Consider the following 13,526-nt stretch of genomic DNA (forward strand, 5'->3'; position numbering starts at 1 on the left):
GCTCTTTATCAATACAGGTAACTTACTTCAGGTATTCCCCACTGCGCAGCGCTTCAATACGTTTGTCCAACGGGGGGTGAGTCATAAACAGCTCACTCAACGATTTGGATTTACCGTTGATGCAGAACGCCATCATACTGGTCGCTTCCTGCGGCTCATAGCTGGTTTTCAGGCGCTGCAGCGCGGCGATCATTTTTTCACGCCCTACCAGTTTTGCAGAACCGGCATCCGCATGGAATTCACGATGACGAGAGAACCACATCGTAATAATGCTCGCCAGAATACCAAATACCAGCTCCAGTACCGTCGCTACCGCAAAGTAGATTAACGGGTTACCGTTGCTACCCTCTCCTTCATCGCGGTTACCGCCCATAAACCCAGCGGCAATCTGCGCCAGAATACGCGAGATAAAGATAACAAAGGTGTTCACCACACCCTGAATTAACGTCATGGTCACCATATCGCCATTAGCAATGTGGCTGATCTCATGCGCGATAACGGCTTCGGCTTCATCCGGACTCATATTTTGCAACAGGCCAGTACTTACAGCCACCAGCGAGGCATCCCGGCGGGCACCGGTCGCAAACGCGTTAATATCTGGCGCGTGGTAGATTGCAACCTGCGGCATAGCGATCCCGGCCTGGCGGGCCTGATTCGCGACTGTATTCATCAGCCAGCGTTCTCTTTCATTACGCGGCTGCTCAATAACTTCCCCGCCAACGGACTTTAACGCCATCCATTTGGACATCAGCAGCGAAATGAAGGAACCACCAAAACCAAACAGCAGTGCCATGATCAACAAGCCTTGAACGCTGCTTGACTGGATCCCTGTCAGGCTCAATACCAGCCCGAAAACGACCATCACAGCCAGGTTCGTCAGCAGGAAGAGCGCGATTCGCATCATAATTTTCTTTTAACCTCAATTTAACAAAACGCACTATGCGATTACCCATATCGTATGGGTCTTACGGCTATTTTCAAGCATCCATAGGTGCTAAGTCACCAGAAAGACACAACTTTACATTTTATCGTATCAGACTGACGTCTTCATGCACTTGTTAAAAAAACAGGCACAATTTCTTGTGCCTGTTCGAGGTTATTGACTGGTTGCGGGCTGTTCCGCTGGCTTCTCTTTCTCAAGATGCGCCAGGTCGAGCGCGATTTTTACCGTTTCATCCAGGTACGGATCCGGCTCCTGGTAATCCTTCGGCAGATCGTCCAGTTTCTTCAATGGTGGTTTGCCTTCACGTTTAAACCGATCGTTGATACGCGCCAGACGCATTGCGTCATCTTCGTTATTCTCTTTTTCACGCTGAGCGTAATTCAGAGAAGCGATGTTGCGCTTATCCTTCAGCGCATTGAATCGCGCAATGTCCTTCATGATGTACTGGAACTCAGGATCGTTCGCAATACGTGCATTGTGCTCTTTCAGCAATTCAGGTCCGAACGGCGTCAGATTATCTGACTTAGTGTAGGTCGCAGCATCAATGCTGTCCCACGGCAGTGCGTTATCTTCAAACTTCTCGCCAGTTTCAGTTTCTTCATTACCTGTCGGCATGATGATATCCGGCGTAACGCCCTTACGCTGCGTGCTGCCACCGTTTACGCGGTAGAATTTCTGGATCGTGTACTGAACAGAACCCAGCGCCGGCCATTCCGGACGCAGCATCTGATCGTAAATACGGTTCAGAGAACGATACTGCTGTACGGTACCCTTACCAAACGTCGGTTCACCGACAATCAGTGCACGGCCGTAATCCTGCATTGCCGCAGCGAAAATCTCTGATGCCGAAGCACTGAAGCGGTCAACCAGTACCACCAGCGGACCTTTGTAGTAAACAACGCCATCAGTATCGCTGTCTTCGCGCACCTTGCCGTTGTTATCACGAACCTGAACCACCGGACCAGAAGGGATAAACAGACCGGAAAGCGAGACCGCTTCGGTCAGTGCGCCACCACCATTGGTACGCAGGTCGATAATCACGCTGCTGACATTCTGTTTTTCCAGTTTCTGCAGCTGAACTTTGACGTCATCCGTCAGGCCAACATAGAAACCAGGAATATCCAGTACGCCGACTTTTTCTTTACCAACGGTTTTCACCGACATTTTAACAGCGCGGTCTTCGAGACGAATGCGTTCACGCGTTAACGTGACGATGCGCGTCTTGGTTCCCTTACCGGCAGGCAGGATTTCGAGGCGAACTTTACTGCCTTTTGGTCCTTTGATCAGCGCGACAACATCATCCAGACGCCAGCCAATCACGTCGACCATACCTTTTCCGGTCTGGCCTACGCCGACAATACGGTCGCCAACACTTATCGCTTTGCTCTTGGCTGCCGGGCCGCCCGCAACCATGGAGTTAATGACGGTGTAGTCATCATCCATTTGCAGCACTGCGCCAATACCTTCAAGAGACAAGCTCATTTCCGTATTGAACTGTTCGGTATTGCGTGGAGAAAGATAGTTAGTATGCGGGTCGATTTCACGGGCAAAAGCCGTCATCGCCAGAGAAAACACATCTTCGCTATTGGTCTGCGCCAGACGGCGAATCGCAAACTTGTAGCGGCGCGTCAGCGTTTCGCGAATTTCAGCGTCGGTTTTACCGGTCAGCTTCAGGCTGAGTTCGTCAAATTTAACCTTGCCGTCCCACAGCGCATTTAGCTCTGCTTCGCTTTTCGGCCACGGAGCTTTACTCCGGTCGAGGTTAAAGTTGTCGTTACCGGTGAAATCCATTGGACGTGCCAGTACGCCTAATGCGTACTGATAACGTTCAAACCGGCGCTTTTGCGCCAGATTATAGAGATCGTAAAAGACATCCAGCTTACCGCTACGCAGTTCATCACCGAGGACGGTTTTCTTTTTTGCAAACTGTTCGATATCGCTCGCCAACAGCACGTTGTGGCTGTAGTCGAGCAGATTCAAATAGCGGTCAAAAATTTTCGCCGAAAACGCCTGATCCAGATCGAACTGGCGATAGTGTGAACGCGTAAAACGCGATGTCACACGTTCGCTTACCGTCGCATGCTGGGTTTCTTCCTTTAAAACGGGGATTTGATCGGCACGCGTGATGTCTTCCACAGCGAGTGCCTGGCCTGCAAATGCAAGCAGACCAGCTAACGCAGTAAGCCTAAAAAAAGTGTTCATGCCAGGCCTGGCCTCCGTTTCAGAACACCAGGTGTTCTGCGCGTACAATCAAAGACATACCCGAATTCAGCTGTACACGGACGCCATCTTTGGTGATTTCTAATACGGTGGCATCCATCGCATTATTACCTGCTTTCACCTTCAGAGACTGCCCTACCGTCAGCACTGAAATATCAGATACCGGGGTATGCTGTTCTTCACGAGGAGCACGCGGTGCTTTTGCTGCTGGTTTTTCAGCGCGAGGTTTACGCTCTGCGCCTTCCTTACGACGCGGAGCAGGACGCGGCTTGCGCTCGCGACGCGGTGCGTCTTCTTTTTCACCGGCAGCAGCGGCCGCTTCGCGTTTTTTCGCCTGTTGCTCTGCACGTTGCGCCTGAACGCGGGCTTTAGCTTCTTCCAGCTGTTTGCGTGCATGTTCAACGTGCTGCTCATCCAGCTCACCACAAGGGTTGCCGTCAAGATCGACACGCGTTGCGCCCAATTTAACGCCATACAGATAGCGCCAGCTTGAAGTATAGAGACGTAAGGCAGAGCGGAGCTGTGTCTTGCTGAGGTTCATTTCGCCCTCAACACGCTCTACCAGATCCTGAAAAATGCCAATTTTCAGTGGGCGCGCTTCGCCTTCCGCACTAAAACACTGCGGGAAGCGTTCGGCCAGAAACGCGATGACTTCTTTACTGCTATTCAACTTAGGTTGATTTTCCATGAAATTTCCTGATTACAACGGACGTAGCCAACAAGCGCAGGCATGAACAGGCGTCATTATAATGACGTCATCAGTAATTGCTACGTTATCCGTTGATTATCCTGCGACGGTCGCAAAGAATTTTTTGTAATCCGTCGTTGCAAGCACGGTTTCAAGCTGTGCCACAAGCGTCCGCAGACCCTGTTCATCTTCTTCTGTAAAGCGACCAAACGCTGTGCTATCAATGTCCAGCACGCCGATAATTTGATTCTCAACCGTAATCGGCAGAACGATTTCCGCATTGCTGGCGGCATCGCAAGCGATATGGCCATCAAAGGCATGCACGTCCTCTATACGCTGAACCTGGTTCTGCGCCACCGCAGTACCGCACACGCCGCGCCCTACCGGGATGCGTACGCAGGCGATTTTCCCCTGGAAGGGACCGAGCACCAGCGTAGTGTTCTCAAGCAGGTAAAAACCTGCCCAGTTCACTTCTGCAAGACGTTCGTACAATAACGCGCTGGTATTCGCCAACGTTGCCAGAAAACTGGTTTCACCTGCCATTAATGCCTGAAAATCACGGTTCAGATCCGTGTATAGCTCTATTTTGTTCATTATGTAATCACTTAGTTGTCTTACTTAAAACTGCAGCCTACTAAAATAAACATTAAATGCGTAAATGCTCAAGATCATTCCCATCATGGGTTAAGATAACATTACTTCAACACTTGATTCGCGATACATGGCCCTTACTCATCCACGCATCACGCCGACTAAAAAAATAGCGATCAGATCCATTGGTGAAGCGCTACCCCGTGCGCATTACCAACGATGCCCTGAATGTGACCTGCTGTTTAGCTTGCCGAAAATGCGTTCGCACCAAAGTGCATTCTGCCCACGCTGTGAGGCCAAAATTCGTGACGGCCGTGACTGGTCGTTAACGCGACTGGCAGCAATGGCTTTCACCATGCTGTTACTGATGCCCTTTGCGTGGGGAGAGCCGCTGCTGCACATCTATCTATTAGGCATACGCATTGACGCGAATGTGGTACAGGGCATCTGGCAGATGACCCGGCAAGGCGATCCGCTGACGGCATCCTTCGTGATGTTTTGCGTCATTGGCGCTCCCGTAATACTCGTTTCATCAATCGCTTATTTATGGTTTGGCAATATTCTCGGTATGAACCTGCGCCCAGTATTATTGATGCTGGAAAGGCTTAAAGAGTGGGTCATGCTTGATATCTATCTTGTCGGTATCGGCGTCGCCTCGATCAAAGTGCAGGACTACGCTTTTCTGCTGCCTGGAGTGGGACTCTATGCTTTTATTGCGCTGGTGATCCTGAGCATTTTGACGCTGTCGCACCTCAATGTTGAGCAATTATGGGAACGCTTTTATCCACAAAGGCCCGCACGCCGCCCCGACGGACAGCTTCGTGTTTGCCTCGGTTGTCACTTTACAGGTTATCCTGATGCCCGAGGCCGCTGTCCCCGTTGCCATATTCCATTACGCTGGCGCAGAAATCAGAGCATCCAAAAGTGCTGGGCAGCTCTGCTGGCCTCGATTGTCCTGTTGCTGCCTGCTAATCTGCTGCCCATCTCGGTAATTTATGTTAACGGTGCCCGCCAGGAAGACACTATCCTGACAGGCATCATGTCCCTGGCGAACAGCAACGTTGGTGTAGCAGCCATTGTTTTTATCGCCAGTATCCTGGTGCCCTTCACCAAAGTGATTGTGATGTTTACGTTGTTGTTCAGTATCCAGTTTAAATGTGAACAAGGGTTGCGCACCCGCATCCTGCTACTCCGTATGGTGACCTGGATTGGTCGCTGGTCGATGCTGGACTTGTTTGTTATCGCCTTAACCATGTCGCTGATAAATCGCGATCAGATACTTGCTTTTACTATGGGACCGGCTGCGTTTTATTTCGGTGCAGCGGTAATATTGACTATTCTTGCAGTGGAATGGCTGGACAGCCGCTTACTTTGGGATGCACATGAGTCAGGAAACGCCCGCTTCGCAGATTGAAGCGCAGATTAAAACAAAACGCCGTATCTCTCCGTTCTGGCTGCTGCCGTTCATCGCACTGATGATTGCAGGATGGCTCATCTGGGGCAGCTATGAAGATCGTGGCAATACCGTGACCATCGACTTTATGTCCGCGGACGGTATTGTCCCAGGACGCACGCCCGTGCGCTATCAGGGTGTCGAAGTTGGCACGGTGCAGGATATCAGCCTGAGTAAAGATCTGCGCAAAATTGAAGTTCGAGTCAGCATTAAGTCCACCATGAAAGATGCCCTGCGCAAAGACACACAATTCTGGCTGGTCACGCCGAAGGCATCACTGGCGGGCGTTTCTGGTCTCGATGCACTGGTTGGCGGGAACTATATCGGGATGATGCCGGGCACCGGCGAGCCGGAAGATCATTTCGTCGCGCTCGACACGCAGCCAAAATATCGGCTGAATAATGGCGATTTGATGTTGCATCTGCGGGCGCCTGACCTCGGTTCGCTCAATAGCGGTTCGTTGGTTTATTTCCGCAAGATCCCGGTAGGCCGGGTCTATGACTACACCATCAACCCCAATCATCAGGGTGTAACCATCGATGTACTGATTGAGCGCCGCTTTACCAATCTGGTGAAAAAAGGCAGTCGTTTCTGGAATGTGTCTGGCGTGAATGCGGATGTCAGCCTGAGCGGCGCAAAGGTAAAACTGGAAAGTCTGGCCGCGCTGGTCAATGGCGCCATAGCCTTTGACTCCCCAGAAGATTCACAACCTGCCGCCGCCGACGACACGTTTGGGTTATATCAGGATCTCGCCCACAGCCAACGTGGCGTGATCGTCAAACTGGAACTACCCAGCGGCGATGGCCTGAAGGCTGGATCAACCCCGCTGATGTATCAGGGCCTGGAAGTCGGTCAACTGACCAGGCTGGATTTGAATCCAGGCGGTAAAGTCACTGGTGAAATGACCGTCGACCCAAGCGTTGTAACGCTGCTGCGCGACGGCACGCGCATTGAGTTACAAAGCCCCAAATTATCATTAAACGATATGAGCCTGAGCTCGCTGTTAACAGGGAAAACGTTTGAACTGGTGCCCGGCGAAGGCGAGCCACGTAGCCAGTTTGTGGTGATCCCTGGTGAACAGTCCCTGCTTCATGATCCCGGCGTTATGACACTTACGCTGACCGCCCCGGAAAGTTACGGCATCGATGCTGGCCAGCCGCTGATCCTTCATGGCGTGCAGGTCGGTCAGGTTATCGAGCGTAAGCTATCAAGCGATGGCGTTTCATTTATCGTGGCTATCGAGCCGCAGCATCGTGCACTGGTGCAAGGTGACAGCAAATTCGTGGTTAATAGTCGTGTGGATGTCAAAGTGGGCATTGATGGCGTTGAGTTCCTTGGCGCCAGCGCCAGCGAATGGATAAGCGGCGGTATTCGCATTTTGCCTGGTACCAAAGGTGAAATGAAAAAAAGCTATCCGCTGTATGCAAACCTCGAAAAAGCAATTGAGAACAGCCTGAGCGATCTGCCCACCACCACCGTCAGCCTGAGCGCCGAGACACTACCGGATGTGCAGGCCGGGTCAGTAGTGCTATACCGTAAATTCGACGTCGGTGAAGTCATTAGCGTACGCCCTCGTGCCGACGCGTTTGATATCGATCTGCATATCAAACCGGAATACCGCAATCTGTTAACCAGCAACAGCGTGTTCTGGGCTGAAGGTGGCGCAAAAGTTCAGCTTAACGGCAGCGGCCTGACCGTACAGGCATCTCCCCTGTCGCGGGCGCTAAAAGGGGCGATTAGCTTCGATAACCTGAGCGGTGCCAGCGCCAGCCAGCGTAAAGGCGACAAGCGTATTTTGTACGCGTCAGAGACCGCTGCACGTGCGGTAGGTGGACAGATTACTCTGCACGCATTCGACGCCGGGAAACTCGCCGCAGGGATGCCAATTCGCTACCTGGGGATTGATATTGGTCAGATCCAGACCCTTGAACTGCTCACCAGCCGTAACGAAGTGCAAGCCAAAGCGGTGTTGTATCCGGAATACGTGCAGACCTTCGCGCGAAGCGGTACACGATTCTCGGTAATTACCCCGCAAATTTCGGCGGCAGGTGTAGAGCATCTGGATACTATCTTACAGCCATACATTAACGTGGAACCAGGGCGCGGTAACCCGCGCCGTGATTTTGAACTGCAGGAAGCGACGATTACTGATTCACGTTACCTTGATGGTCTGAGTATTGTGGTAGAAGCGCCAGAAGCAGGATCACTCAATATCGGTACTCCGGTTCTGTTCAGAGGTATTGAAGTGGGGACCGTCACGGGTCTGACGCTGGGTTCACTGTCCGATCGCGTGATGGTGGCCATGCGCATCAGTCAGCGCTACCAGCACCTGGTGCGCAATAACTCCGTGTTCTGGCTGGCATCTGGATACAATCTCGATTTCGGCCTCACCGGCGGCGTCGTGAAGACAGGTACCTTCAATCAATTCATTCGCGGTGGTATCGCGTTTGCCACCCCACCAGGTACGCCACTGGCGCCGAAAGCGCAGGCGGGTAAACACTTCCTGCTACTGGAGAGTGAGCCGAAAGAATGGCGTCAGTGGGGAACCGCCCTGCCACGCTAATCTTTTCCCTGCTCCGGCGTACTCGCGCCGGAGCGGTTAGCCTCGTCATACTTCAAGTAGGCGCGTAGTTGTCCTGCAACTCGAATTATTGAGGGTATATGCTACACTGCGCACCTGTTTTTTTGCCGGTGGTACCAAGTGGCTTATTTTCCTGACGCCTTTCTGACACAAATGCGTGAAGCAATGCCTTCCACGCTCTCTTTTGAAGATTTTCTCGCAGCCTGCCAGCGTCCATTACGCCGCAGTATCCGCATCAATACGCTGAAAATCTCCGTTGCTGATTTTCTCGACTTAACCGCGCCTTATGGCTGGTCACTCACTCCGGTTCCCTGGTGTGCTGAAGGCTTTTGGATTGAGCGCAACGATGAAGAGTCTGTACCGCTCGGCAGCACCGCAGAACATTTAAGCGGTCTGTTTTATATTCAGGAAGCCAGCTCAATGCTGCCAGTCGCCGCGTTGTTTGCCGAAGGTAATACTCCGCAACGTGTCATGGATGTTGCGGCAGCCCCCGGATCTAAAACCACGCAAATTGCCGCAAAAATGAATAATCAGGGCGCGATTCTGGCGAATGAGTTTTCCGCCAGTCGCGTCAAAGTTCTGCATGCCAATATCAGCCGTTGCGGGATAGCCAATGTCGCGCTCACCCATTTTGACGGCCGGGTATTTGGCGCAGCGTTGCCTGAATCCTTCGATGCCATTTTGCTGGACGCCCCATGTTCCGGCGAAGGCGTGATGCGTAAAGACCCCGATGCGCTAAAAAACTGGTCGCCAGAAAGTAATCTGGAAATAGCCGCAACTCAGCGCGAACTGCTCGACAGCGCCTTTCACGCTCTGCGCCCCGGCGGCACGTTGGTTTACTCGACCTGTACGCTTAACCGTGACGAAAATGAAAACGTCATGCAGTGGTTGATTGAGACTTACCCGGACGCCGTCGAGTTTCTTCCTCTGGGTGATTTATTTCCGGAGGCCGGACGCGCCCTGACACCTGAGGGATTCCTGCACGTGTTCCCACAAATTTATGACTGTGAAGGATTCTTTGTCGCGCGTTTGCGAAAAACAGCCCCTATCCCTGCACTGCCTGCGCCGAAATATAAGGTGGGGAATTTCCCCTTCAGCCCGCTGAAAAGCCGGGAAGCCGCACAAATCGCCCAGGCTGCTACCGCCTGTGGATTGCAATGGCAAGACAATCTGCGCCTTTGGCAGCGTGATAAAGAAATTTGGTTATTCCCGACAGACATTGAACCGCTGATTGGTAAAGTCCGTTTTTCCCGCCTCGGGATTAAACTCGCTGAAACCCACAATAAGGGTTACCGCTGGCAGCATGAGGCAGTTATCGCCCTTGCTAACCCAGAACATCACAATGCGTTTGAACTGACGCTTGAAGAAGCGGAAGAGTGGTATCGCGGCAGAGATGTCTACCCGCAAACCTCACCAACAACCGACGATGTACTGGTCACGTTCCAGCATCAGCCGATTGGACTGGCAAAACGTATTGGATCACGGTTAAAGAACAGCTATCCACGCGATCTTGTCCGGGATGGTAAACTCTTTACAGGATAACGCACGTTTTTACTGGCGCTTTTGCCCACGTTGACTACGCTGAAAAATGGGCGGCTTAACTGGTCGTACCACAACCCGCAAATCAACGGAGAGCACGATGATGAAAACCAGTGTGCGCATTGGCGCTTTTGAAATCGACGACGCCGAGTTACATGGCGAATCGCCGGGGGACCGAACGTTAACCATTCCTTGTAAATCCGATCCGGATTTATGTATGCAACTGGACGCCTGGGATGCCGACACCAGCGTCCCGGCCCTTCTCAATGGAGAACATTCCGTTCTATTCCGCGAGCACTACGATCGTAAGTCAGATGCCTGGGTCATGCGCTTTGCCTGATTCAAAAAGAACCCGTCGCCAGACGGGTTATTTATTGGCGTTAAAACAATTGAATCTAAGTACGCAGGCGGAGAAGAAAGCGATGGTTCCCCCCGCAGCCAGCACGCTATAAGCGAGTTCCCAGCTTTGCGTTGAATCCATCACCACACCAAATGTTAAAGGCGCAAGAGACCCCACGCCAAATCCAAGCAGCGACCGCAATCCCATCACACTCCCCAGCTTTGCCTGAGGCACATTATCGGCAATCGCGGCAGATAAGACGCCTGAATCACCAAGAATGAAGAAACTCCCCATAAACGCGAACAATAATGTCCACCCCGCCCCCCAGGAAACCGATAATCCCATCAGGAGTGAACTCAACGCACCGGCAGCGCCCATAAAAATCAACACCGATGCGCGATTAAAATAATCGGAGATTGCCCCTACAATCAGCGTCGAGAACATCCCCGATAAATGTACAGCACAGGCGACGATCAACCCGGTGGCCATCGGCTCCATCTGCCAGGCTTGCAGCGCATTCGTCACCAGGCTGGGGGTCCATGCCCAGCTCCCCAGTAACTCCCAGCAATGCGCAATATAACCTACCATCAGCAGTATCGCGCCGACCGACAGAACATGGCTCTTTGCCGATCCCCCCTGCTTCTGCGTCCTGTACATGTCTTCCTGATAGCCGGATAACGCCACTGAACCGGATACCGCGCCAACCAATGCGCCAGCGGCACATAAAGAGAACGCAAAGGAAGCTCCCCAGCGCAATGCTCCCCAGGCGGAGATAAATACAGACAGCAGGTAGCCAAACGAACCTGCGGCCAGGATCATCCCAACGGCAAGTCCACGTTTGGGCACGCTGTTCATGCCCATAGCCAACATCATCGCTGGCGTGTAGGCCCCACCCTGGGTCAATCCGACAAAGGCCATCATGACCAGAGCGGAGGAATAAGAGCGGGCAAAACAGGCAAAAAGCAATAAAGCGAGCACACCGAACCACGAGAAAATGAGATACACCTTGCGAGCCCCCAGATAGTCGCACAGCCAGGAGGCAGCAAATAAGGCGCAGGCGTTTGAAATACTAAATACCGTCTGTATTGTTCCCGCAGCGGCGGCGTCTATATGCCACTCTTCACGTATTACCGGAAGTGCACCAGCAAAAGCCATTGTCCCCAGGCATGTCCCCGCCCGTCCAAGGCAAAACAAATTGAATGCTTTCACTAAAATTGCCTTCAGAAAAAGTGAATATCGATAATGAACCAGAGCGTTACCGGCCATGTTATGAGCAAGGGGAAGAGGCTGACAAACGATCTTTATTGCGTCAATTGGTTGAGTTAGACTCAACCAATGACACGATTACTCTCGCTCCCCCATTTGCCGGCATTCGAAGCTGCTGCGCGTAGAAGCAGCTTCAGTGCGGCAGCTGATGAACTGTTTATCACCACAGGAGCAGTCAGCCGACATATCCGCGCACTGGAAGCACAACTGGGCGTACAACTGTTTTATCGTGCACACAAATCTGTCAGGCTGACGAGTGCTGGCGAGACCTTTTCCCGCGTCGCAACACGGTTACTCGATGAACTTGCGCAGGCAGAAAAAGAGGTCAGCGCTAACACCTTTTCGGGAAGGTTAACCATCCAGTGCCTGCCCACATTCGCCATGCACTGGCTAATGCCAAGACTGGCTGAGCTGAATGAAATCCACCCTGAACTCACCGTCGATGTCACCACCAGCATTGGTCCCGTTAGCTTCGCTTCTCCCTTTGATGTCGCGATTCGCCGGGATCCGGCACATTTTTCCGGGCTTAAACCTGTTCCATTTCTTCGGGAATCAAGCCTGCTGGTTTGTAGCCAGCAGTACCTGCACAGCCGACCTCTGGTCTCGCCAGATCAACTGGACGATCATATAAAAATTCAAATTCGTGCGCGTAACGATCTCTGGAAACGCTGGCATAGCCATTTCCCAAATGATCATCAAGAAAGTAACCAGATTATCACGCTGGATCATACATTTGCGGCAATGCAGGCGGCTGAAGATGGCTTGGGTTTGGCCGTAATGCCCTATTTATTCTGTGAAAAACACCTGAAAACAGGAAGGCTGGTTGCGCCATTTGGCGATTTGACTATCGATACCGGAACCTATTCTCTGCTGTGGAATGACAGGCAAGATGGGGCCGTAAGAAAATTTACCCACTGGTTGCAATCTTTCGAACTGCCCGGTGAAACGTACCTGCCCTTCACGAATGAGTACACAGTGACGCGTTAACTTATTTCTCCCCACCCCATTAACTGCAATTTCTTCTACACTATTGATACGGCAATACAATTTGAGGATGGAATGTTCACGCTGATTCTTTTTGTTTGCTACCTGGATGGCGGTTGTGAAGATATCGTGGTTGATGTCTACAATACAGAACGGCAGTGCTTAATTTCGATGGACGATCAGCGCATTCGCAACGGCGGATGCTTGCCGGCCGAAGACTATATCGACAGCTTCTGGCGTCCTGCTCAGGAATATAGTGATTTCTAATTATTGTAACTGCACCAACGTTAGCTCACCGCCAAATACCGCGCCGGTATCAATATAGTGCAGATTATCGCGATCAAGCCGATGGCGCAGGGGCGTATGGCCAAACCAAAAGTGATCTGCGCCATGAATTCCACTGCCTTTATTCATTAATCGCGCACGATCCCACAACACCCGTTGCAAATCGACCTCTTTTCGCCACAGATAAATATCATCCGGGTAATCAGCATGGGCAATCACGTGTACGCCATTCTGACAATGCAGTTCCAGAATCCACGGTAATTGCTGACAGGCTTCAAGAGCAAATCTTGCCGCGGGTTGTGCTGCCTGCGCAAACCACGAGCCCCCATTCATAAACCACAGCTGCAGATCCCCCGTTACCAGCGCATCCAACGCCATCTGCTCGTGATTCCCCCTGACCGCTATCATCCAGTTTCGGCGAAGCAACTGTAGACAGCGCAGACTATCAGGCCCACGATCGGTAACATCGCCGACAGAAACCAATAGATCGCGCCACGGATCAAACCGACACTGGCGCAATTTATCCATCAGCATAGAAAAACAGCCGTGAAGATCTCCCACGACCCAGATGTGACGCCAGTTTGTTCCTTCGACCCTCTGGTAGACGTTGTCAGACAGCCCCATATGACCTTCTAC

The 13,526-nt window shown here is 52.0% G+C and carries 12 protein-coding genes; 6 read left to right on the forward strand and 6 right to left on the reverse strand.

Annotated elements, in window-relative coordinates; translation table 11 throughout:
• Positions 1-22: 22 nt before the first annotated feature.
• From htpX to JTI85_RS13395, 4 genes are all read right to left on the reverse strand, one after another.
• Positions 23-904 carry a protease HtpX gene (gene htpX / locus JTI85_RS13380; RefSeq protein ID WP_003034964.1) on the reverse strand — a complete coding sequence of 294 codons (882 nt, stop codon included), beginning with the start codon at positions 902-904 and terminating at the stop codon, positions 23-25.
• Positions 905-1,096: 192 nt separating this feature from the next.
• Positions 1,097-3,145 (reverse strand): carboxy terminal-processing peptidase, encoded by a 2,049-nt coding sequence (prc, locus tag JTI85_RS13385; protein ID WP_172743197.1) that lies wholly within the window; start codon positions 3,143-3,145, stop codon positions 1,097-1,099.
• A gap of 19 nt (positions 3,146-3,164) precedes the next feature.
• Entirely contained in the window at positions 3,165-3,851 is a 687-nt protein-coding gene (proQ, locus tag JTI85_RS13390) for an RNA chaperone ProQ (RefSeq protein WP_003833781.1), read from the reverse strand.
• A 96-nt stretch (positions 3,852-3,947) separates the two neighbouring features.
• A complete protein-coding gene (locus tag JTI85_RS13395) occupies positions 3,948-4,445 on the reverse strand; it encodes a GAF domain-containing protein (RefSeq protein WP_048211393.1) in 498 nt (165 codons plus the stop codon).
• 127 nt (positions 4,446-4,572) lie between these two features.
• On the opposite strand from JTI85_RS13395, the gene yebS reads away from it, so the two are divergent.
• The 4 genes from yebS (at position 4,573) to JTI85_RS13415 (ending at position 10,355) form a co-directional block, all read left to right on the forward strand.
• Positions 4,573-5,856, forward strand: coding sequence for a membrane integrity lipid transport subunit YebS (yebS, locus tag JTI85_RS13400; protein WP_115601880.1), 1,284 nt, complete (start codon positions 4,573-4,575; stop codon positions 5,854-5,856).
• A complete protein-coding gene (locus JTI85_RS13405) occupies positions 5,825-8,458 on the forward strand; it encodes a PqiB family protein (protein ID WP_048211391.1) in 2,634 nt (877 codons plus the stop codon). Before yebS ends, JTI85_RS13405 begins: the two co-directional genes overlap by 32 nt.
• 138 nt (positions 8,459-8,596) lie before the next feature.
• On the forward strand, positions 8,597-10,018 hold the full coding sequence (rsmF, locus tag JTI85_RS13410; protein ID WP_255574758.1) for a 16S rRNA (cytosine(1407)-C(5))-methyltransferase RsmF: 1,422 nt from the start codon (positions 8,597-8,599) through the stop codon (positions 10,016-10,018).
• 100 nt (positions 10,019-10,118) lie between these two features.
• On the forward strand, positions 10,119-10,355 hold the full coding sequence (locus tag JTI85_RS13415; RefSeq protein WP_101742234.1) for a YebV family protein: 237 nt from the start codon (positions 10,119-10,121) through the stop codon (positions 10,353-10,355).
• A gap of 27 nt (positions 10,356-10,382) precedes the next feature.
• On the opposite strand, the gene JTI85_RS13420 is transcribed toward JTI85_RS13415, so the two are convergent.
• Positions 10,383-11,621 (reverse strand): nitrate/nitrite transporter, encoded by a 1,239-nt coding sequence (locus JTI85_RS13420; protein ID WP_082759583.1) that lies wholly within the window; start codon positions 11,619-11,621, stop codon positions 10,383-10,385.
• A gap of 69 nt (positions 11,622-11,690) precedes the next feature.
• Here JTI85_RS13420 and JTI85_RS13425 point away from each other — a divergent pair, with 69 nt between their 5' ends.
• Positions 11,691-12,608: a LysR substrate-binding domain-containing protein gene (locus tag JTI85_RS13425; protein WP_061068065.1), complete on the forward strand. Its 918-nt coding sequence runs from the start codon at positions 11,691-11,693 to the stop codon at positions 12,606-12,608.
• Positions 12,609-12,680: 72 nt separating this feature from the next.
• Positions 12,681-12,872: a YebW family protein gene (locus JTI85_RS13430; protein WP_048211387.1), complete on the forward strand. Its 192-nt coding sequence runs from the start codon at positions 12,681-12,683 to the stop codon at positions 12,870-12,872.
• Here the strand turns inward: JTI85_RS13430 and pphA are convergent, their stop codons facing one another.
• The gene (pphA, locus tag JTI85_RS13435; RefSeq protein WP_061068066.1) at positions 12,873-13,514 is read right to left on the reverse strand and encodes a protein-serine/threonine phosphatase; all 642 of its coding nucleotides are present in this window, start codon (positions 13,512-13,514) and stop codon (positions 12,873-12,875) included. It lies immediately after the preceding gene.
• Positions 13,515-13,526: the final 12 nt, after the last annotated feature.

Origin of the sequence: Citrobacter sp. Colony219 (assembly GCF_019382635.1) — a bacterium.
Classification (GTDB): Bacteria; Pseudomonadota; Gammaproteobacteria; order Enterobacterales; family Enterobacteriaceae; genus Citrobacter; species Citrobacter youngae.